Source organism: Flavobacterium gyeonganense, assembly GCF_029625295.1.
GTDB lineage: Bacteria > Bacteroidota > Bacteroidia > Flavobacteriales > Flavobacteriaceae > Flavobacterium > Flavobacterium gyeonganense.
In genome coordinates, this window is record NZ_CP121112.1 from 2,927,075 (window position 1) to 2,948,791 (window position 21,717).

Sequence of the window (21,717 nt, forward strand, 5' to 3'; positions counted from 1 at the left end):
TCAATTGAAAGGCAAAAATAGCAATTTTTTAGCTCGTATAATCCTTAAAAATGTAAATCCATGCTAATCTTGAGAATCGGAGATTAAAAGAAGTCAACACGATAATGACAACTGCAATAATCGGTATAATTCTTAAATCGAACGTATTTTCAAAGAAAAACTGAGCGATACAATACGTTGCAATTCCCTGAGCTACTGTCAAACCATAATTTACATACATGGCGCCAAAGAAAAAACCGGGTTCTTTTTGAAATTTATAATGACAATGACTGCAGGTTTCATTCATTTTCGGGAAGCCAAAATTCAGGAAAATATTCTTGTCTTTAAAAACTTTTCCTTTATGACAAACCGGACATTCGTTACTTAAAATATGAGTTAATGCACTAGACATGATATTGTTGTTTTATATTTATACAAAGGTAAATCAGATTCTTTCAAAACCTTTTTTATATCTTCGCTAATTATAGCACAATAAAGACATTTTCACCTAAATTTTTAAAAATTTAAATTCCAAATTAAAAAATCACGATTGAATAATCTAAAAAGAAAAATATTGTCTGCTTATGAAAAAATATCCGGTTTATAGTGTAGAAAATTTTAGCTGTAATGATATTCATCGTGAATTTTATGTGAATACCTTTAAAGAGCATTTAAAAAGTCACAGTTTTGTTGAAGAACCGCACCGGCATGATTCGTATCTGATGGTGTTTTTTACAGATGGTTCAGGTATACATGAAATCGATTTTGACCGTTTTGAAATTAAGAAAGGCAGTTTATTTGTGCTACAGCCCGGGCAAATGCATCATTGGAGTTTGTCTGAAGATATTGAAGGCTTTGTGATTATATTTTCCCAGGAACTTTACAATTTATATTTCGGAAAGAAAAACATCAATAATTACAACTTTTATCATTCGATTCACAACCGTCCGGAAATGCTTTTTGAAGGCAGTGAAGCACCTAAAATTTTGCCTTATTTCAATCTTTTGATAGAAGAAAATAGTCAGCATAATAATTTCCAGTTGGATAAAATGCTTAATTTATTGGATTGCATTCATATTGAAATTTCACGAAAATACAGCGAAACTTATTCACATCAGGCGCATTCGTACAACATCAAAATAAACACATTCGAAAAGCTTTTGGAACAGTATTTTAAAACAGAAAAATCGCCTTCTTTTTATGCTGAAAAATTAAATATTACCCTGAAACACCTCAATCGGATTTGTAATGAAATTTTACAAAAAACAGCCACAGAAGTAATTATGGACCGGGTGATTCTTGAAATCAAACGAATGCTGACGGATAAACAACTGGCCGTAAACGAAGTTGCATCGGCTATTGGATATGATGATTACTCTTATTTTTCAAGGGTTTTCAAAAAACAAACCGGGCTTTCTCCAACGGCTTTTCGGGAATTGAAAAATTAAATTTTTAAACCATATAAGTGATATAAGTTCATTGAAGCTCTGAGTCTAATTCATTCAAAAGCAAAACTTACATTTCTTATTAATCATTTATATGGTTTGAAATCTATGCAGTAACAGATTCTAAAATTTTAAAATTACTTTTTGGTGCTTCACATAAGGAGCAGCAATAGGTTTCGGCTAAATCTGTGAATAAAATACCTTTTGGAATGTTCTGGCTAGCATCGCCATATTCAGGATTATAGAGTGAGAGACATTCCTGGCATTGGTAAATATCCAATTGAGGTTTTTCTTTTTTCTGATTTTTTTCGACTGTTTCAGGAATTGAATTTCCTAACTCTTCAAAATATTTTCGACTTAATTCAATCAAAATTGTTGGCAGCTCCAGTTTGTCTATATCTTGTGAATGTACAATATATTCTCGTGTATTAGGATCAAAATTTTTCGCATACAACACATTGTAAGTGTCACGAATCTTAATCGACTCCAGATCTTTAGGTAAATCATTTTTCTCCACTACAATCGAAGTAAAATAATGCCCGTCACGGTTGTATTCAGAGATTCCGAAATTTAATCCGTAGGTACTGATGTCAAACTGATCCAGTGTTCTTACCAAAAAGGTTTTAAGGTTCAGCGCCCATTCCATTGCTACCGGTAAATGCCAGTTCAGTTCTAAAAGTGAATGACGCACATTGATTCCTTTTTTTCCTAAAAATTTCTCCCATTCCAGTTTTCGGTCTTTAGGAATCCCTTTTACAATAAAGGATTTCCACGGTGTGATACAGATTTTACCGATTTTACAATCGAAACACAAATCACACATTTCTTTCAGGAAATCCAAATCGTAAAGATTATTTCTCCAATACAAACCAAGCCAATATTGGTCAATTCCCATTCTGTTCATCCCTTCATAATACGGAAAAGGATAAAACGGAACATTCAAAGGTTTATCAATTGTTCTGTTGTTGGTGTCCAGAGCTTCTGTAACCAAACTAAAAATCAGGTCAATTCCGCAGGATTCTTCAGTGGTAACAATGCGCTCAATTTCATAGTAAAATGTCGCAATATCCCAGCTGTAAATCAATACCGGATACACTTCCATACGCTGCCACTTCGGCAAACGAATATAGAGATACCAGTAATCTTCATGTTCTGAAGCAATGAAATTAAGATGTCCTGTAAACAATGGAACCAGCTGCTGCTTAGGATCGTTGATGTTTACCTTAAGCTTGGGCTGGTCTTTAAATTGTTCTAAAATATATAAAAACTTATTTCCGGTCAGCCAGTTGGTGTTTCTGAAAATATCTGTAGAAACATATGACGAAACGATATTATTGCCGCTCTTTTCATCCGGAAAAACAAAATGATGTTTCCCCATTTTTTCTTTATCCAAAGCTTTAAAGCCTTTTGGAAAAATAATATCCTGTCTTGAACCAAATGAAATCGAATCCAAACCCTGATCCGCAGCCATATTGACCACTTCTCTAAGTTCCCCCGGCGAAATAACGCCTCCTTTTACTATTAATCTCGTTAATTCCATGTTCTTATAGTTTTATTAGTTTGCTTCGCCGGTTCGGCTTCCAGCCTCGGGTCAAGTTTCAGATTCCAAGTTATGCTCGATGCGGTTAACTTGAAACCTGAAACAAAGAAAACCTGAAACAATTTTTTTTAAACTTTACATTTCGCTAAAATCTCTTTAACCTCTGTTTTACAGCTTCCGCAGCCTAATCCGGCTCCGGTATTTTTACATAAATCAGTAAAATTATTTACTCCGCTTTTTATTGTTTCTTCGATGTTTCCGGCTCCAACCTGGCTACAGGAACAAACTAGTTTTCCGAGAACAGGTTTGGCGTTGGAACTTCCTCTAAGCAATAAATTTCGTTTTTCAGACAATTCGATTTTGCTTTCGATCATCGTTTTGAATTCGGCAAATTCATTTTTGTCACCCATCAAAATGGCACCTACCAATAAATCATTTTTAACGATGCATTTTTTGTAATAACGCTGTTTTAAATCGGCAAAAACAATTTCTTCATACGAGTCATCGTTTTCCGGAATTTCAACATCACCAATACTGCATAAATTAATATCTTCCAATTTCAGGATGTTCATTAAAACAGAACCTTTGTAGTAACTGCTGATATCACCGGCCAAAAAGTTGGCCAAAATGTCTGCCTGCTCTTCTGCAGCTGACGTGATTCCGAATAACTGGTTGTTGAATTCGGCTATTTCTCCAATGGCATAAATATCCGGATTTGACGATTGTAAATACTGGTTTACTTTTACTCCGCGCCCGCATGAAAGCCCGGTTTCACGTGCAATTTCAATATTTGGAATAGTTCCAATGGTGTAAACAATAGCGTTTGCTGTAAGGATTCGTCCACTTTTTAAAGCGATTTCAAGTTCGTTTTCGTTATCGGTTTCAAAAACGGTGCTCACCTCATTATCAAAATAAATCTGGATATCGCGAAGCTGTACCTCTTCGGCCAGTAATTTACTTGAAACACGATCCAACTGACGTTCCATCAATCGGGAAGCTCTTTGTATAATAGTTGTTTTTACTTTTTTATGTTTTAAAGCTGCTGCTAATTCTAATCCTAATAATCCTCCACCAACGATCACTACATGCTGTTCTTCCGGAGGTAAATTGGTATTGTCAAGGTGTGCTTTTAAACGATCGGCATCCTCTTTTCGTCTTACAGTAAAACGTCCCGGCAAATGTAATTGAGCGTTTTCAGGCACAAAAGGACGGCTTCCTGTTGCTAAAATCAAAGAATCAAAAGTGTGTGTATCGCCTAAAGTATCTATTATTGTTTTTTCGGCAGCATTTATTTTACCAACAGCAACACCTGCATTCATGGTAATTTTCAACTTGTTTAATGCTTCGCCATCCTTAACCTTTAATAATTGCTGCCAGGAAAATTCGCCTGTCATATATTCCGGAAGCAATACACGATTGTAAAACGGATTTATTTCATTTGAAAAAACTACAATTTCATCAGTAGAATTGAATTCACGATAATTCTGAATGAAGCGGAAAGCCGCAGCACCTGCTCCTACAATTGCAATTTTCTGAAAAGGTTTTACATACTTGGCAATAGAAACCGTGGTATATTTAAAATCCGGTTCTTTTGAAACGGGGTCAACCAATGTGTTGGTTAAATTATTGGTTCTGTTCAAATCGTTTTCAAGTTGTTTTCCCCAATGCATTGGCAGAAAAACCACTTTTTCCCTGATTGAATCGGTAACTTTTGCCTTTACGCGAACTTCTCCGTTTTTACTCGTTACAATTACTATATCACCATCTTTAATATCTGCTTTAAAAGCATCAATTGGATTAATCTCCAAAACCGGACTTGGTGTATGGGTCATTAAACGTGATACTTTCCCGGTTTTTGTCATAGTGTGCCATTGGTCACGAACTCTTCCTGTAGTCAGAATAAATGGAAATTGAGGAGATGGCTGTTCCGATGTATTTTCAATAGAGGTTGGTAAATTAAAAATCGCTTTTTGAGAAGGCGTATAGAATTTTTTATCCGTAAAAAGGCGCGGTGTTCCGGGATGTCCATAATCAGGAACCGGCCATTGAAAAGTACCTTCGGTTTTTAATCGGTTATAATTTAAGAATGAAATATCAATATTGGTGTTTTTGGTCAGTGCGCAATGCTCTTTGTAGATTTCTTCGGCATTATTGAAGTTGAAACCGTTGAAATTCATTTTTTTAGCAAAGCGAATTAAAATTTCAATATCCGGAAGTGCTTCTCCGGGAGCATTTATTCCTTTTGGCAAATAGGAGATACGGCGCTCAGAGTTCGTCATCGTACCATCTTTTTCAAGCCATCCTGCTGCAGGCAATAATAAATCGGCATATTTAGCCGTATCCGCATTATGCGAAATATCCTGAACGACAACAAATTTGGCATTTTGAAGTGCTTTTTCGACACGACGGGAATCAGGTAAGCTTACTAACGGATTGGTACAGATAATCCAAACGGCTTTCATTTTACCAGATTCCAATGCTTCGAACATTTCTGTTGCTGTCAGACCTGGTTTTTCTGAAATTGAATCAACTCCCCAAAAATCGGCTACTTCTTTTCGATGTTCCGGATTTGCGAGATCTTTATGAGCGGCAAGTAAACTCGCCATTCCGCCAACTTCTCTTCCGCCCATTGCATTAGGCTGTCCTGTCAGCGAAAAAGGGCCTGAACCTGGTTTACCAACCTGACCTGTTAAAAGTGATAAATTCAGTAAAGCGGTATTTTTATCTACCCCAACTGCACTTTGATTTAATCCCATTGCCCATAAGGAGATAAATCCTTTTGCTTTTCCGATGGTATCAGCGGCAAGTTTAATGTCGTTTACTGAAATTCCGCATAATTTTGAGGCTTTTTCCAGTGAAGTTCCTAAAACTAAATCTTTATATTGTTTAAAATTTTCGGCATGATTTTTTACAAAATCGTGATCTACATATCCTTTTTCGATGATGCGCTTGGCCATTGCATGATATAAAATAATATCAGAACCCGGAATAATCTGCAAATGCAAATCGGCAAAAGCGGCTGTATCTGTTCGTCTTGGATCAACTACAATGATTTTTACTTTTGGGTTATTTTCTTTGTGTTTTTCCAGTCTTCTGAATAAAATAGGATGACACCAGGCAGGATTTGCACCTGTAATTAAAAATGTATCAGCCAGTTCAATATCATCGTATGCAATTGGAACTGAATCTTCACCAAATGTTTTCTTATACCCAACTACGGCAGAACTCATACAAAGTCTGGAATTGGTATCTATATTATTAGTCTTTAAAAAACCTTTTACTAACTTATTTACTAAATAATATTCTTCAGTTAAACATTGGCCTGAAATATAAAAACCAACACTATCCGGACCGTGTTTTTTTATGATAGAAGAAAAAACAGCTGCAGCACGATCAATTGCAGTATCCCAGCTTACTCGTTCTAAAGGATACGATTTGCTTCCGCGCATTTGCGGATGTAAAATCCTGTCTGAAGTATCATTTACAACATAATGCAAGTTTCTTCCTTTAGAACATAACATTCCTTTATTTACAGGATGATCTTTGTCTCCTTCAACCATTACACCACTTTTCGGATCATTTGTAACGATGATTCCGCAGCCAACGCCACAATAGGAACAGGTAGTTTTGATTTTTGTGTTTTGCATCCTGGTTATTTTTAAATACTACAATTATTATCTTTTGATAAGCTTCAGATAAAGCACTTATTTAAAGTTATACAAAAATAAGTATTTTTACGTATAAATACTTATTTTGTGAATTTATTTTCATATTTTTGAATCAAAATAAATAAGGAAAAGGAAATTCGTTTGTATATAAGTAATTAGTGGATAGTTATAAGTAATTAGATCTAAAAAGATTTACCGAATTAATGCTAATCACTAAGGACTAATCACTAAGTACTAAAAAAAAGCTATCCCATGAAAGAAGAAATGGCCATTTGTGATACCTGTGCAAACGAGAACTGTTTTATAAAAAAGCACCTGCATCTGGAGCACATGAAGGAGTATATCTCAAAAAAGCACAGTTTTGTCTGCAAAAAATCGCATCAGTTTATTATTGAAGGTGCTCCTCTTCAGGGACTTTATTTTATCTGTAAAGGTAAAGTAAAAACAGTAAAAACCGGGATTAACGGTCGTGAGCAGATTGTTCGCTTAACCAAAAACGGAGATACCATCGGATTTCGTGGTTTTGGAACCAGTAAACGATATCTGATTGGTGCTTATGCCTTGGAAGATACAGTTTTATGTAATTTTAGTAATGAAACTATGATGGATATCCTTAAAAATGTTCCAGAGTTTACGTATGCCCTGATGTTGTTTTATGCAGATGAATTAAACAAAAGTGAGAATAATATTCGAAAAATCGCCCACATGAATGTACGTGAACGAGTAATTGATTTGCTGTTGTACATTCACAAAAAATTTGGCCAGAATAATAATGGTTTGATTGAAATTGAATTATCCCGTAAGGAAATTGCCGACTTTGCCGGAACCACAGAGGAACAGGCTATACGCATACTTTCAAGCCTTAAAAAAGAAATCCTTATCAAAACTGTCGGTAAAAGAATCGGTTTATTATCTCCTTCTAAGCTGCAGTCAGAAATTATGGAGCATAAATATTTCTGAAAATTTTCCCTCTTAAAAATCTTCGTATTTATTGCGTGTATTCTTCTCTTTTAAATTTACTTAGATTTTTTGCTAAGTATAATTTAAACTTATGACCCGTTTTACTTCCAAAAATAGGTCAATAAATCATTTTTTTATTCAATAGCATTTCTTCTTTTCAATAAATTACAGCTAAAACAGAAAATGTTTACATTTATGAATGCCTAATTTCACTAGCTGTTTATCTATTTTTATGCTAAAAAGCAGGTTTTAAATTGATTTTCTAACATTTTTTTTAGTTAAAAAAAGATATTTTGATATGGCTTAAACATGGTACTTAAGTATTAATACGTATGTAAGTTTGCTTCATACTAATCAAAACAATGAACCATGTCTAAATTAACCAATCTAATAGTTAACCAAAAAGAATCTATTTTAAATTCTAAAATAACAAGAGTAATTGTATTAGGATGTGCTGTTGCCTTCTTAGGAAATTACGAAGCAAAGGCACAGTTTACACTTACGGGTCAGGTAAGACCTCGTGTAGAAGTACGTGCAGGACAAGGGACTTTACAACAAGACGGCGACAAAGCAGCTATTTTTACAAGCCAAAGAACAAGATTATCTGCCGGATATTCAGGATATCGTTTTAAACTTTTCACCACTTTGCAGGATGTTCGCGTTTGGGGGCAGGATGCTTCATCAATCAACAGAACAACTACTGAGGCCAATAACGGAATTTTACTGCACGAAGCCTGGGCTGAAATTTCTTTAGTAGATACACTAAGTACTATTCAGAATTTATCTGTAAAAGCAGGACGTCAGGAAATTTCTTATGATGATCAAAAAGTATTAGGAGGTTTAGATTGGTTGCAGCAGGCGAGACGTCACGATGCGATCATCCTGAAATATGCCAACAAAGGCTGGATTGCAGATATAGGGGCAGCCTTCAACCAAAATAAAGAATTAAATACCGGAACAATTTACAATGGAACAAACCCGGCTTATGGAGCAGGTACAAACGGAATCGGAACTATGTATAAATCATTTCAGTATGCTTACATCGGTAAAAAATTCTTTTTTGGAGATTTGTCTTTTCTCTTTTTTAAAGATGATTTTAATAAATATACCAACGTAACAGCAGGAACACCTCCTGTGACTACTAAAGTAAATGGCGAAGGTGTTTGGAGCAGAAACACTACCGGAATCTATTACAATGTAAATGCAACCCGAAAATTAAATTTCATGGGAAGTTATTACTACCAAGGGGGACATGATAAAGACGGAAGATCTTTAAATGCTAATTTATTTTCTATTACTTCAACGTATCAGATTGGAAGAAAATTATTTGTAGGTCCCGGAGTTGATTACTTATCCGGTGATGATGGTACTAAAGCCGTTACTGCTGATTCTAAAAATAACCGCTTTGACCCATTGTACGGAACACCGCATAAATTCTGGGGAAGCATGGATTATTTTTATGCTGCTAATGGATTTGGAAAGCAGGGCTTGCTGAATTACTTCTTCAAAATAAAATACAACGCCAAAGACAATCTGACTTTAGCTTTAGATGTACACGGATTTGAATCGGCGAATACATTATCTAATGGCGCAGGAGGAGAATTAAACTCTTATCTGGGAACCGAATTAGATTTAACAGTAAAATATAGTTTAACCAAAATGATCAATATCGAAGGCGGGTATTCTATTATGAAAGCCACTAATTCAATGGCATCTGCAGCAGTAAAAAATGTTGCCAACGCCGATTTAACGCCTCAATTTGCTTATATCATGCTAAATATCAAACCAAATTTCCTTGCGAAAAAATAATTAGAATAACTTTTAAATCTATTCAAAAATGAAAAAAGTAAACACATATACCAAAACGGTACTGACTTTATTAGTGGTATTTATAACTTCCTTTACAACAATAACAGCACAGAACGATCCTGTGAAACTTGGATTTATTCCGCTAACAGACTGCTCGCCAATTGTAATGGCTAAGGAACTGGGATTATTTAAAAAATACGGCGTTGAAGTCGTAGTGACCAAAGAATCTTCATGGGCAAATGTTCGCGATAAAATTTTAACCGGAGAATTAGACGGAGCGCACTGTCTGTATTCAATGCCATTTTCGGTTTACACAGGGGTAGGAGGAAAAGCAGGTTCTGAAATGAAAATCGCCATGATGCTGAATGTAAATGGCCAGGCGATTACCCTTTCAAAAGATTTTTGCGGAAAAGTAGGCTTTAAGCAAATGAACAAAGTGGCACCGGTTGTAGCAGCAAAATTGAAGGCCGAAAAAGAAGTGACTTTTGCCATGACTTTTCCAGGAGGAACACACGATTTGTGGCTGCGTAACTGGATGGCAATTGCAGGTGTGAATCAGAAAACTTCAAAAATTATTACTATTCCGCCTCCGCAAATGGTGGCCAATATGAAAGTAGGCAACATGGATGGTTTTTGTGTTGGAGAGCCTTGGGGCGGAGTTGCGGTAAAACAGGGAATTGGTTTCACGCAGGTGGCCTCTCAGGATATTTGGAAAGACCATCCTGAAAAAGCTTTGGTTGTCAACAAAGAATTCAGCGAAAAACGCAGAACTGATCTTGTAAAAGTGATGAAAGCGGTTTTAGAAGCCTGCATCTGGTTAGATAATCCTGCTAACCGTAAAAAAGCAGCTGGAATGATAGGGAAAGCACCTTATGTAAACGCTCCTGCAGATGTGATCGAAAACCGATTAATGGGTAATTACGATTTAGGATGTAATCAGGGAACGCAGGTGTATGCCAAAGATTATATGTTATTTCACAAAGGAGGAGCTGTAAATTACCCTCGTAAATCACACGCAATCTGGGCAATGGCACAATTTGTAAGATTCGGAATGCTGAAAGAAGCACCTAATTATAAAGCGATTGCAGATAAATTAATATTACAGGATTTATATGAAGAAGTAGCTAAAAGCATGAAAGTAAAAGTGCCAAATGATGATATGAAGCCCTTTTCTTTAACTATGGACAAAACCGTTTTTGACCCTTCAAATCCAGCAGGATATTTAAAAGTAGTAAAAAAATAAAGTGTTTACTAAGCTTATTTGAGCCACAGATTTTATGATTGTAAAGATTATTCTTTAAACCTACTTGAAGCTCTTTAATCCTTGGGGATCATATTAATCTGTGGCAAAAATCAATTTTCAAAATATAATTTCAACTTAAATTATAAAGTCATGTCAGATAAAGATACATTAATACTAAGTGATATTAGCGGTCAGGCTGAGGTTCTGACGTCTGAAAACATCAATGATTCAGTAAAAAACGAGAAGTTTAAATTACTCATCAGCCAATTGGCAGTGAAATTAAAATCGACAGCATTAGCAGGAATTGGAGTCCTGTTTTTTATAGGCTTCTGGACTTTGTTAAGCATTTATACCAAAGATGCTCTTCCGGGACCTTTGGCTACTTTTACCGTTTTGAAAGAAATGTTGAGCGACCCGTTTTATGATTATGGACCGAATGACAAAGGAATCGGATTACAATTATTGAATTCGATAAAAACCGTTTTGTCCGGATTTTTATTAGGCTCTTTAATAGCGATTCCGATTGGGATTTTGATGGGAGCAAGCGCTATCTGCAAACAAATTTTCTATCCGATTGTACAGCTTTTAAAACCGGTTTCGCCTTTAGCCTGGTTTCCAATCGGACTGGTGGTTTTTAAAGATACCGGAATGGCAACCATTTTTATCGTTTTCATCACATCATTGTGGTCGACTTTAATCAATACTTCTTTCGGGATAGCTTCAATTCCACAGGATCACAAAAATGTGGCAAAAGCTTTTGGCTTTTCAAAAATGCGTTATTTGACCAAAATTTTAATTCCGTACAGCCTGCCTCACATCATCACAGGGTTGCGTTTGAGTATCAGTGTTGCCTGGCTTGTAATTGTTGCAGGGGAAATGCTTTCCGGAGGAGCAGGAATCGGATTTTTTGTCTGGGACAGCTGGAATGCCCTAAGTTTGGAAAAAGTAATCTCGGCCATTATTATTATCGGAATTGTGGGACTTCTTTTCGATAAATTATTCACTTTCATTGAAAGTAAAGTGGCTTACAAAGCCTGATGAAGTGACAAAGGTTCAAAGAAACAAAGTTGCAAAGACTCTGGCTTGAAACCTGAGACTTGAAACTTTTTCAAAAATTTAAAACTTAAAATCATGAGCTACTTAGAAATAAAAAATTTAGAAATATCATTCCCAACTCCAAAAGGAAAATATATAGCCGTTCGGGATATTAATTTATCAATTCAAAAAGGAGAAATTATCTCTATCATTGGACATTCAGGCTGTGGGAAATCAACGATTATGAATGCTATTGGCGGAATGCTAACCCCAACCGGAGGTTCTGTTGAATTAGCTAACCAAAAAATAAAAGGCCCTGGTCCGGATCGAGGAATTGTTTTTCAAAACTACTCACTTCTGCCATGGTTAACTGTTGAAGAAAACATTTTTCAGGCTGTCGATTCGGTAATGAGTGTTTCTAAAAAAGAAAAACACGAAATCGTGATTCAGAACTTAAAAATGGTGAATTTATTTGAACACAAGGACAAATTGCCGGGACAGCTTTCGGGTGGAATGAAACAGCGTGTTGCCATTGCAAGGGCATTTGCCATTAATCCGGGTGTATTGCTTCTGGATGAGCCATTTGGTGCCCTGGATGCTTTGACGAAAGGCTCTATGCAACTGGAAGTTTTAAAATTATGGAATCTGAACAACCGTGAAAAAACAATCGTGATGATCACGCATGATATCGAAGAGGCTCTGTTTTTATCCGATAGAATCGTGGTTTTGAATAATGGCCCGGCTTCAACAATCCGCGAAATTGTTGAAGTGAACCTGCCAAGACCAAGAAACAAAATTGAAATTGTAAAAATGCCTGAATACATCGCCTTAAGAGATCGATTATTGCATTTATTAACGGATAAATTCTCTATTGAAGATATGGGAATGAAATATCAGAATTAATTTTTAAGTTTAGTTATTTGTATTGTAGAGACGTACTGCTGTGCGTCTCTATTTTTTTATGTGTTACTCTAAATTAGAGAACCAGTTTAAAATATAATCTGCCACTTCTTCCCAGCCTTTTTCGCCACATATAAAATGGCTTTTTTCATCAAAAATCTTTACATCCACTGTACTGTGAGGATCTTTGTACTTACCAGCAATCTTTTTAGTCAAATCAGGCGGAAATATATTGTCTTTTCCTCCTCCGATAAACAAAATTGGCTGATGAGGTTTTTTAAAATCTACATTTGCAAAAGACTTCAGGAGCGTTTCCCTTCCAATTTTCCTGCTTTCCGGTACAGCTATTAAGTCATAGGCTTTATTTTGTTCTGATTTTTGAAGTGTATTGAAAAATGCCCTATTATACCAATCTCTGTTTCCTAAATAATACTTTCTTCTGGAAAAGAAATTTACTGCAGGCCATACCATTTTTACAGTTGAAAATGGGGGAATAACGTTTTTTGGAGGTGCTCCGTTGATACTTACCGCGGCATCTGCTTTGCCCAGGTCAAGCAGTTTTTGTACTGCCAGACCCGCCATTGAATGTCCGATAACAAGTGGTTTTTCCGGCAATCTGTCAATAAATCTTGCCATTTTATTTACAACATCAACAAAACCTGTTTCAACAAGTTCAGGATGAAGAGTTTTTCTAAGTCTGTAGGGATCTCCCTCATGACCTGAGATGGGAGGTGCATAAACATTGAACCCCTTTTGCTGAAAATAAGTTTCCCATTCAGACCAGCTGTTATTATTCACGAACATACCGTGTATCAATACGATCGTTTTTGATTTTGCCATTATATAATTTGTTTAAGTTTGATACTCTTTAATTCAAATATGGTTAATGCAAAATGAGAAACATCCTCATAATTCTTCGGGGCTGTTGGTGATAGATAGTATTTTTTTTACGAAAGTACAAATTAAAAAATTATGATTTATATTTGAAATCACTGTTTTTTAACCAATTAATATTTTTTATTAACATTTTTGTTGCTGTCACTGATTGAGATATCTGGAAGCGTGTTTCTGGCAAGTTTATTTTGTTTAAGAAATTTAAATATTGTTGTAACGTTGTATGAATATCCGATTTTTATTTCTGTTGGAAAAGTGAATAAATCGGAGCAATTAACTTCGATAAAGTCTATTAATACTAAAAAAAGCTTCTGAAATCAATCAAAAGCTCCTTTGTTTATGTGTTATTTATATTTAGGTAGGTTTTTTAATCTTAACCAATAAATTTTGTTGTACCGTTATGTATGTCAATTTCTGCAAAATTGTGTTTTCCCATAACAATAAGTAATTTATTTGCATTATAGCCAACATATCGAATTTCAGGATTTCCATTTTTTGGTTTTCCGCAAACAGAAATTACATTTGTCTGCCATTTAAGCTTGCTTCTTTTATAAGCAGATATCGTTTGCAGATCATTTTCAACATAATAAACAATGTTGTTTTTTTTAATTCCTCTTTTTTGTGTTCTGGAAAAATTAATTTCTGAATTTTTTGAAATTAAAGCATCATTAAATTTTTCAGCAATACCTGTTTGAGTTACAAAAAAGGTTAACATCGATAATTTTAAAAATGGTATCATTTGGATAGAATTTGGGGTTCATAATCGCTTCAAATATAACTAATTATAGTATATAATTGTGTTTTTGAAAGAAAAAAATACCTGGTTTAGAAATTATCAAGAAGGTAAAAATATGTAAGTTAATTTCGAAGAAATATTTATTTTATTAGGAAAAAATATCATATTCTCTATTTTTTGTTTTTTACAAATAAAGAATAGGAGTCTGTAATATTACTTTGATGGAATATTCCCTGTAAATCAATATCATTCATCAATTGCTAAACCCCCATTTTAACGTCCGGCATGCAAAACATACAGTAAATGTCAATGCATTTAAGAATAAAATATTGTGTGATTGCGATAGTGAATTTATATGTATTTTTTTTGCAAAAACAAGTACTATAACGTAGTTAAAATTACTAAGGTAGTTTTTTTAAAAAATTACGTATTTATACGCATGTAATCTATAGTAAAGAATATTCAGCTGCTTTATTAGATAATTCCATTAAGTTTTTAACCTTTAGTTTTTTCATTAAATTAAAACGATGTACTTCAGCAGTACGTTTACTGATATCTAATGCTTCAGCAATTTCTTTATTTCCTTTTCCTGATAATAAGAGAGTCAAAATTTCTTTTTCTCTTTTGGTAATCATCATTTCTTCACCCAAATTTTGTTTTGGTTCTGCTGAAAGTGAAGAATTGGTTAACTGGCCAATTAAAATAGAAGAGATATCTCCGCTGAAATATTTGCCGCCATTGGCTACTGTATGCAATGCTTTCATGAATTCATCTTTGCTGGAACCTTTCAGTAAATAACCGTCAGCACCAGCTTTTATAGATTTTAATACATATTCCTCCGATTCATGCATTGAAAGCATAATAATTTTTACAGCGTTATTGTCGTTTCTAAGTTTTTCTACTACTTCAATACCGGTTAAGTTGGGCATGCGAATATCTACTATAAGTAAATCGGGTTTATTGGCGGTAACAACTTCAAGCGCATCGGCACCATCAATTGCCTCTCCAACAACTTCTATGTTTGCTTCATTTTCAAGTAAAGATTTGATTCCGTCTCTTACAAAAACATGGTCGTCTGCTAATACAACCCGAATAATATCCCCCATATTCTACTTAATTTTGATTCTAAATTTTTACGTATATTCATCTAAAACGAACTGCTAAGATACGTAATTTTTGAATTAAGAAATTAGTTAATTGAAAAATGATGTGCATAAAAAAACCGATACTTAAAGCATCGGTTTATATTTTAGTGAAAATGATCTTCTTCGATTTCAAATTCAGCATCTTTTTCCCAGATTTCCATTTCGCAGGGTTTACAGTTGAATTTTAATTTGTATTCTAGTTCGCCTTGTTTTAGTACTAATGGTTCTTTAACTTTGACACCTACAATGTCTTTTTGGTGTATCGGACATTTTTTTAATTCGTATTTGATGCAGTATTTAGTAGTCATTACACGAGATTTTCCAGGATCCCATTGTAATTCGAATGCTTTTTCAATTTCGGTAACACCGTGGCGTTCGTAAAACTTACGTGCTGTTTTGTTGGAAACGTTGTACATAAAATCCAGTTTGGTTTCCGGATAAGGATGTGACGTTTTTACCAATTGATGTTCTTCACGGTTGTAATTTGCCAGACGAATTTCTGATAATTGTTCGAAAACATTTCTTCGCATTTCGTTGATTTTTGAAATAGGAAGGAACCAGTTTTGAGAGAACATTATGTTGATTTCATCAGCGCTGTAAGGTGTAAAACCTGTTTTTGCCAATTGCACTTTAATGTTTTCTTCGATAGATTCGCCAGTTTTAGTCTGCTCTTTCGGATGTTCCAATTTTACAGTGCTTACGTTTCCGTCTTCGTCGGTTGCGATTAACTCAAAACCATTTTCGTTTTCGGTAAGCAATAAAGTAGTTCCAATTTTGCGGATTGCGCTGTCTTCTCTTTCAACAATTTTGATGAAAGCAGTATCGTTGTTACGGTAAATAAAAGTTCCGTCTTTGATTTCTTTTAGAACGTTTGGATAAACTTTTCCGTTTTCGGCTTTGTTTACGTAAATTCCGTCGGCTTCATTATCTTCGTTGATGAAGCAAAGGCCGTCACCATTGTTTAACAATTCACCGTTTTCGATTTCGTAAGCGTCTCCAATAGTCCGGATCAATTTACCGATATATTGGCCTTTTGATTTTGGACTTTCCCAGGAACCAATTGAACTGTGTCTTTCGTTTACGAAATAATCGGTGTAACCACGGTTGAACGTTCTGTTTAAAGTAGAATCGAAAGTATACGTGCATTTTCCGGAAGAAGCTTTTGTGTATTTATCGCTTCCTTCTAAATAACTGTCTAGTTTTTGGCGTAAATAAGAAACGTTGTTTTTAACGTAAGCTACATCTTTTAGACGTCCTTCGATTTTGAAAGAAACAATTCCGGCTTCGATCAGATTCGGAATCTGATCTGAAACGTCTAAATCTTTAATCGAGAGCAGGTGACTGTTTTTGATTAAAGTTTCTCCGTTTCCGTCGATCAAGTTATACGGTAAACGACAGTTTTGGGCGCACGAACCACGGTTGGCGCTGCGTTCTCCGTTTGCCACACTCATGTAACAGTTTCCGCTGAAGGACACACATAAGGCGCCAGTCACGAAAAACTCTAATTCAACATCTGCATGATCGTATATTTCTTTAATTTGATGCAAATTCAGTTCACGTGCTAAAACCACACGTTTGATTCCGGCATCTTTAAGGAATTTTATTTTGTCTTTGTCACGATTATTGGCCTGAGTACTGGCGTGAAGTACGATAGGAGGCAAGTCCATTTCCATAATCGCCATGTCCTGAATGATCAGGGCATCGACACCAATATCGTATAATTCCCAAATCATGGAACGACACGTTTCTAATTCGTTATCGTATAAAATGGTATTGATAACTACAAAAACCTGAGCGTTAAATAAGTGTGCATATTTTACCAATGCCGCAACATCTTCGATAGAATTGTTGGCATTAGAACGTGCTCCAAATTGTGGCGCTCCAATATATACTGCATCAGCACCACTGTTTATGGCAGCCATTCCGCCAATTAAATCTCTGGCTGGAGCTAATATTTCTATTTTCTTCTTCATTTCTAAAACTTTAGCTTTTGTGGTATTCACGAAAAAAAGTGTGCAAAGGTCTTATAAAATATTTGAGATTGCTAATGCTGAAGCGATTTTTTTGAAATTGTTAACTTAATATGGAATGATGATAAGCGACATTTTTTTATATTATTTAGTCTAAAGGAAAACTATATCCGACAGCAAATACTCCAGTCGATTGTTTTGCAGCTGGATGAAAATAACCTGAAAAGCCTATTTCAAAGCTGTTCTTTCTACCTAAAGCTAGTCCAAAGTTAAATGGAATATGTAATAAAACATCGCTTTTGTTAAAATTAACGTTGGGTGTAAACGTTTCAAATTTACCAGCCGAAGCTCCAAGACCAGCTTCAATAAATGGAGCAACCCATGGTATTGGTGCACAAAGACGAATTTTTCCTCCCACTAAAAAAGCATTAGTTGTTACTTTATACTGAGGTTGATTTTGAACGTTTTGATCTTTATCAACAGATTCAAAAATAGCACCAGCGTAGGGTCTTATACTAAACCATGATTTAATTCCTAAAATATATTCACCGTGCAGATAAAGTCCGCCGCCCATAACATCTACTTCATCCTGACTTCCATAGTCTTCGTTATAATAAGAACTGCTTGCTCCATAACCTATAGAAGCTTTTATGGATTTACCTGTTGTCTGTGCTTTTATCTGATTTGAAAATAATATTACAGAAATAATAAAAATAAAACTGTGTAAAGTTGATTTCATAAAGATTTTAGTTTTTTGAAATAGGCGCGAAAGTAAGATTATTTTTAATTTTGACAAATAAAAAAACCGCCCAATCCAAAGATCAGGCAGTTTCTCAAAAAAAGCATGAATCGATCGATCGATTAATTCGCTTTCATTTTAATTAATGACAAAGTATTTTGAATACTGTTCAATTGTTTTGAAACGATGTTAACCTGATTGTACTCAAGATGGTTTTCTTCCAGTGCTTTTTTGTATTTTTCGATAGCAGCTTCTTCTCCGGTAACGCATGCATTGATAATTGCTTCTGTATCACCGCCTGTAAAAGAAGATTTAATATCAATCCAGGTTCTGTGAAGTGCTCCTAATGGTCCTCCGCCAGAAGTGTCTGTTGATTTTCCTAATTTGTTGATTTCATCTTGCAATTCAACAATAAATAAGGCTCTTTCACGTGCGAATTCAAGAAATTCGGTTTTCATTGCAGGATTTTCTACATGCTCGGCTGCATTGGTATAGCCTAGTTTTCCGTCTTCAAGAATTGAAATTAATCCTTCTAAAGTTTTAACTGCTTCTTTTGTAGTTTCATCTGTATGTATCATGACGTGTGATTTTTAAAATTTATATATTACAAATATAAAAACTTATAACTCGTTCTTTTTTACAGGATTATACGAGTTATTTATAGAATTGTGGAATGGGAATTTTGAAACTATGAAATTGATTCATACAGATTATGGAAAGATTTCTTTTGGGAAATTTCTTGTGTATCGTCTGCGTAAAGGATTACTTCACTAAATTTTATTTTAATCGGAGTTCAGTGAATTTATTTGAAGTGAAAAGCCCGGAGGCTGACGAAGGAAGGTGAGGACTTGTAGCGAATAGGTACTATCTTGAATTCCAAATTTTATTTTACTTATTTTTTATATTTGTCAAACTATAGAAAGCAGTTCATTTTCAAAAATGAATTGTTTATCTGCTGTAGCCTCAACTTGATTGGGGCTATTTTTTTTAACTGAATTAGCATCTACTATATTGATTATATCCTCTTGAGTTGTTTTCTTTTTTTCTGCGTAATCAGGATCATATGCCTGGTCTTTTTTCCAGATATGATAAATTAAAACCAACAGCTTTTTTTTGGACTGCAACATAACTCTTCATCTTAATGCCATGTTTCTCAATAGTTCGATTATACAAATCTACTACGGGTTTTTCTTTGTGTTTTACAGCCGTAAAAGCAGGCATAAATAACACTCTGCGGATATGACTATTTCCTTTTTTTGATATTTTTGTTTTCCCTTTACTCATTCCTGATTCTCGCTCAACTACATCAAATCCAGCATAAGACACTAGCTGCTTGTAGTTTTTAAATAATTCAAAACCATTTGTTTCAGCTAAAATTGTTGCTGCGGTAAGCATCCCTATACCTTTTATTTTACAAACATTAGCAAACCTCTGTTTTATAACTTGATCAGAATCGATTAAAGTATTCATTAATTTTTCGAGTTCTTTAAGTTGTTTATCAAACAATTTAAGAGTGTCTTTCTGCTGTTTTATCATGGCTTTGTTTTTAAACATGGAATGTTCTAAGGCATGCAGTTGATTATTAAAGACTGTTTTTTGCTCTTGTAAATTCTCATATTGGCGTGTATATTGGCGCAATACATAGAAAAATCTGCCCATAGGCTGCCATAATTCTAAACATTGTTCTGCTCCCATTTTAGATAGTCCTTTGGCATCAATGCTATCGTTCTTGGATTTTAACCCCAATGAAATCAAATAATGTTTTGCCTTGTTGGCTAAAATTATCGATATTTTATAGTTTCTTTCATGAAAATAAAGTGCACAATTCTCGTGATAAACCCCAGTGGCTTCCATACATAAAACTAGCTGGACATCTTTCTCCTTGTGATTTTTTATAATCCAGCTTTCTATATCTTTAAAACCATTTAGGGTATTTAAAAATGATTTGCTGGATACTACTTTTACGCTTTGATTGCTATTTATTACTGATATGCAAATGTCAATTTTTTTACTAGCAATATCCAATCCTACCGAGTACTTCAAATTCATAATTCTTTTTTTAGGATAACAAAATATTGCACATGCCTTTGCTCATTTTTTATACAACATCTAAACTAAAGTATAGTGCTTAAGTACTTATTGAGGCTTATATGTAATAAAAACAAAGCTGATCTTCCTATCTCGTCAATATCATTATAATGTATCTGGCCGGACCACGATTATGCAACTTTGTTTTGTTATCAATTTTATATTTTCAAAGATACTTACACATTATTTTGTATTCAATACAAAGATATGAGCCCGACCCGGAGGGATACGCCAATAAAAAAAAACAGCTCAAAGTATAAAGTAATGAAACTTTAAACCTTAAGCCGTTTTAATAAAAAAGATTATGCTGTTATGCAGTCAAAGCTTCTTTGATTCTGCGTAATGCTTCTGTTAAAATATCGTTGTTTGTTGCGTAAGAGAAACGAATACAGTTAGGATTTCCAAAAGCGTCTCCTGTTACAGTTGCTACGTTTGCTTCTGCTAAAAGATACATCGAAACATCGTTTGCATCTTTAATTTCGTGTCCTTTTAATGTTTTTCCGAAGAAAGAAGAAACGTCTGGGAACACATAGAAAGCTCCTTCCGGAACATTGATTTTTACTCCTGGAATTTCTTTTAATAATCCAACCACTAAATCTCTACGACCGTGGAAAGCCTGAACCATTTCGTTTAATACACTAGGGTCAGCATCTACAGCTGTGATTGTAGCTCTTTGCGCAACAGAATTTGCACCAGAAGTTACTTGTCCCTGAATTTTTGTACACGCTTTTGCGATAAACTCCGGAGCACCAATGTAACCAATTCGGTATCCTGTCATGGCAAATGCTTTTGCAACTCCGTTTACAGTGATTGTTTTTTCTAACATCCCCGGGATAGAACCAATACTGCAGAACGTTCCAGAGAAATTGATGTGTTCATAGATTTCGTCTGCAACTACGTAAATATTTGGGTGTTTTTCTAACACTTTAGCTAGAGCTGTTAATTCTTCTCTGCTGTAAACAGATCCTGAAGGATTACATGGAGAAGAGAACCACATCATTTTTGTTTTTGGCGTGATGGCAGCTTCTAATTGCTCAGGGGTGATTTTGAAATCTGTTTCTACTGAAGTTGGAACTTCAACAGGAACTCCGCCTGAAAGTTTTACGATTTCGAAATAAGAAACCCAGTATGGTGCTGGCAAAATTACCTCGTCACCATCGTTTAACATTACTTGCGCAATGTTGTATAATGATTGTTTTGCACCTGTTGAAACTACAATTTGAGAAGGTTTGTATTCTAAACCATTATCTCTTTTGAATTTTCTGCAGATAGCTTCTTTTAAATCCTGATATCCGTCAACAGGAGAATAGGTACTGTAATTATCGTCGATTGCTTTTTTTGCAGCTTCTTTAATAAAATCAGGCGTATTGAAATCAGGCTCACCTAAACTTAAACTGATAATGTCTTTTCCTTGTGCTTTTAGCTCACGGGCTAATGCAGCCATCGCTAAAGTTTGCGAAGTCGCTAAATTGTTAATTCTGTCTGAAAGAATATGGTTCATTATAAAAAATTTAATTACTCTTAATTGCTGTTTTTTAAGAGAGGTTATTATTAATAGATTTTAGT

At 34.8% G+C, this 21,717-nt stretch carries 17 protein-coding genes; 6 read left to right on the forward strand and 11 right to left on the reverse strand.

Annotated elements, in window-relative coordinates:
• Positions 1–28: 28 nt before the first annotated feature.
• The gene (locus P5P89_RS12810; RefSeq protein ID WP_278008682.1) at positions 29–391 is read right to left on the reverse strand and encodes a DUF983 domain-containing protein; all 363 of its coding nucleotides are present in this window, start codon (positions 389–391) and stop codon (positions 29–31) included.
• A 172-nt stretch (positions 392–563) separates the two neighbouring features.
• On the opposite strand from P5P89_RS12810, the gene P5P89_RS12815 reads away from it, so the two are divergent.
• A complete protein-coding gene (locus P5P89_RS12815) occupies positions 564–1,427 on the forward strand; it encodes an AraC family transcriptional regulator (protein ID WP_278008683.1) in 864 nt (287 codons plus the stop codon).
• A gap of 103 nt (positions 1,428–1,530) precedes the next feature.
• Here the strand turns inward: P5P89_RS12815 and P5P89_RS12820 are convergent, their stop codons facing one another.
• Together P5P89_RS12820 and P5P89_RS12825 are read right to left on the reverse strand one after the other, a co-directional pair.
• Positions 1,531–2,964 carry a rubredoxin gene (locus P5P89_RS12820; protein WP_278008684.1) on the reverse strand — a complete coding sequence of 478 codons (1,434 nt, stop codon included), beginning with the start codon at positions 2,962–2,964 and terminating at the stop codon, positions 1,531–1,533.
• A 128-nt stretch (positions 2,965–3,092) separates the two neighbouring features.
• Entirely contained in the window at positions 3,093–6,611 is a 3,519-nt protein-coding gene (locus P5P89_RS12825; RefSeq protein WP_278008685.1) for a nitrate reductase, read from the reverse strand.
• A gap of 273 nt (positions 6,612–6,884) precedes the next feature.
• On the opposite strand from P5P89_RS12825, the gene P5P89_RS12830 reads away from it, so the two are divergent.
• From P5P89_RS12830 to P5P89_RS12850, 5 genes are all read left to right on the forward strand, one after another.
• Positions 6,885–7,592, forward strand: a complete 708-nt coding sequence (locus tag P5P89_RS12830; RefSeq protein WP_278008686.1) for a Crp/Fnr family transcriptional regulator — start codon at positions 6,885–6,887, stop codon at positions 7,590–7,592.
• 369 nt (positions 7,593–7,961) lie between these two features.
• Positions 7,962–9,401, forward strand: a complete 1,440-nt coding sequence (locus P5P89_RS12835; RefSeq protein ID WP_278008687.1) for an alginate export family protein — start codon at positions 7,962–7,964, stop codon at positions 9,399–9,401.
• A gap of 28 nt (positions 9,402–9,429) precedes the next feature.
• Positions 9,430–10,644, forward strand: coding sequence for a CmpA/NrtA family ABC transporter substrate-binding protein (locus tag P5P89_RS12840; protein ID WP_278008688.1), 1,215 nt, complete (start codon positions 9,430–9,432; stop codon positions 10,642–10,644).
• Positions 10,645–10,794: 150 nt separating this feature from the next.
• On the forward strand, positions 10,795–11,682 hold the full coding sequence (gene ntrB, locus P5P89_RS12845; protein WP_278008689.1) for a nitrate ABC transporter permease: 888 nt from the start codon (positions 10,795–10,797) through the stop codon (positions 11,680–11,682).
• Positions 11,683–11,775: 93 nt separating this feature from the next.
• On the forward strand, positions 11,776–12,582 hold the full coding sequence (locus P5P89_RS12850) for an ABC transporter ATP-binding protein (protein WP_278008690.1): 807 nt from the start codon (positions 11,776–11,778) through the stop codon (positions 12,580–12,582).
• Positions 12,583–12,645: 63 nt separating this feature from the next.
• Here the strand turns inward: P5P89_RS12850 and P5P89_RS12855 are convergent, their stop codons facing one another.
• The 8 genes from P5P89_RS12855 to P5P89_RS12890 form a co-directional block, all read right to left on the reverse strand.
• Positions 12,646–13,419 (reverse strand): alpha/beta hydrolase, encoded by a 774-nt coding sequence (locus P5P89_RS12855; RefSeq protein ID WP_278008691.1) that lies wholly within the window; start codon positions 13,417–13,419, stop codon positions 12,646–12,648.
• Positions 13,420–13,846: 427 nt separating this feature from the next.
• The gene (locus tag P5P89_RS12860; RefSeq protein ID WP_278008692.1) at positions 13,847–14,212 is read right to left on the reverse strand and encodes a hypothetical protein; all 366 of its coding nucleotides are present in this window, start codon (positions 14,210–14,212) and stop codon (positions 13,847–13,849) included.
• A 443-nt stretch (positions 14,213–14,655) separates the two neighbouring features.
• Complete coding sequence (locus tag P5P89_RS12865; RefSeq protein WP_278008693.1) at positions 14,656–15,315, reverse strand: response regulator transcription factor; 660 nt, start codon at positions 15,313–15,315, stop codon at positions 14,656–14,658.
• Positions 15,316–15,458: 143 nt separating this feature from the next.
• Positions 15,459–17,327, reverse strand: coding sequence for a peptidase U32 family protein (locus tag P5P89_RS12870; RefSeq protein WP_278008694.1), 1,869 nt, complete (start codon positions 17,325–17,327; stop codon positions 15,459–15,461).
• 145 nt (positions 17,328–17,472) lie between these two features.
• The gene (locus P5P89_RS12875; protein WP_278008695.1) at positions 17,473–18,063 is read right to left on the reverse strand and encodes a hypothetical protein; all 591 of its coding nucleotides are present in this window, start codon (positions 18,061–18,063) and stop codon (positions 17,473–17,475) included.
• Positions 18,064–18,185: 122 nt separating this feature from the next.
• Entirely contained in the window at positions 18,186–18,641 is a 456-nt protein-coding gene (locus tag P5P89_RS12880) for a ferritin-like domain-containing protein (RefSeq protein ID WP_278008696.1), read from the reverse strand.
• Positions 18,642–19,122: 481 nt separating this feature from the next.
• Positions 19,123–20,112: an IS110 family RNA-guided transposase gene (locus P5P89_RS12885; RefSeq protein WP_278008697.1), complete on the reverse strand. Its 990-nt coding sequence runs from the start codon at positions 20,110–20,112 to the stop codon at positions 19,123–19,125.
• Positions 20,113–20,461: 349 nt separating this feature from the next.
• The gene (locus tag P5P89_RS12890; protein WP_278008698.1) at positions 20,462–21,652 is read right to left on the reverse strand and encodes a pyridoxal phosphate-dependent aminotransferase; all 1,191 of its coding nucleotides are present in this window, start codon (positions 21,650–21,652) and stop codon (positions 20,462–20,464) included.
• Positions 21,653–21,717 lie beyond the last annotated feature (65 nt).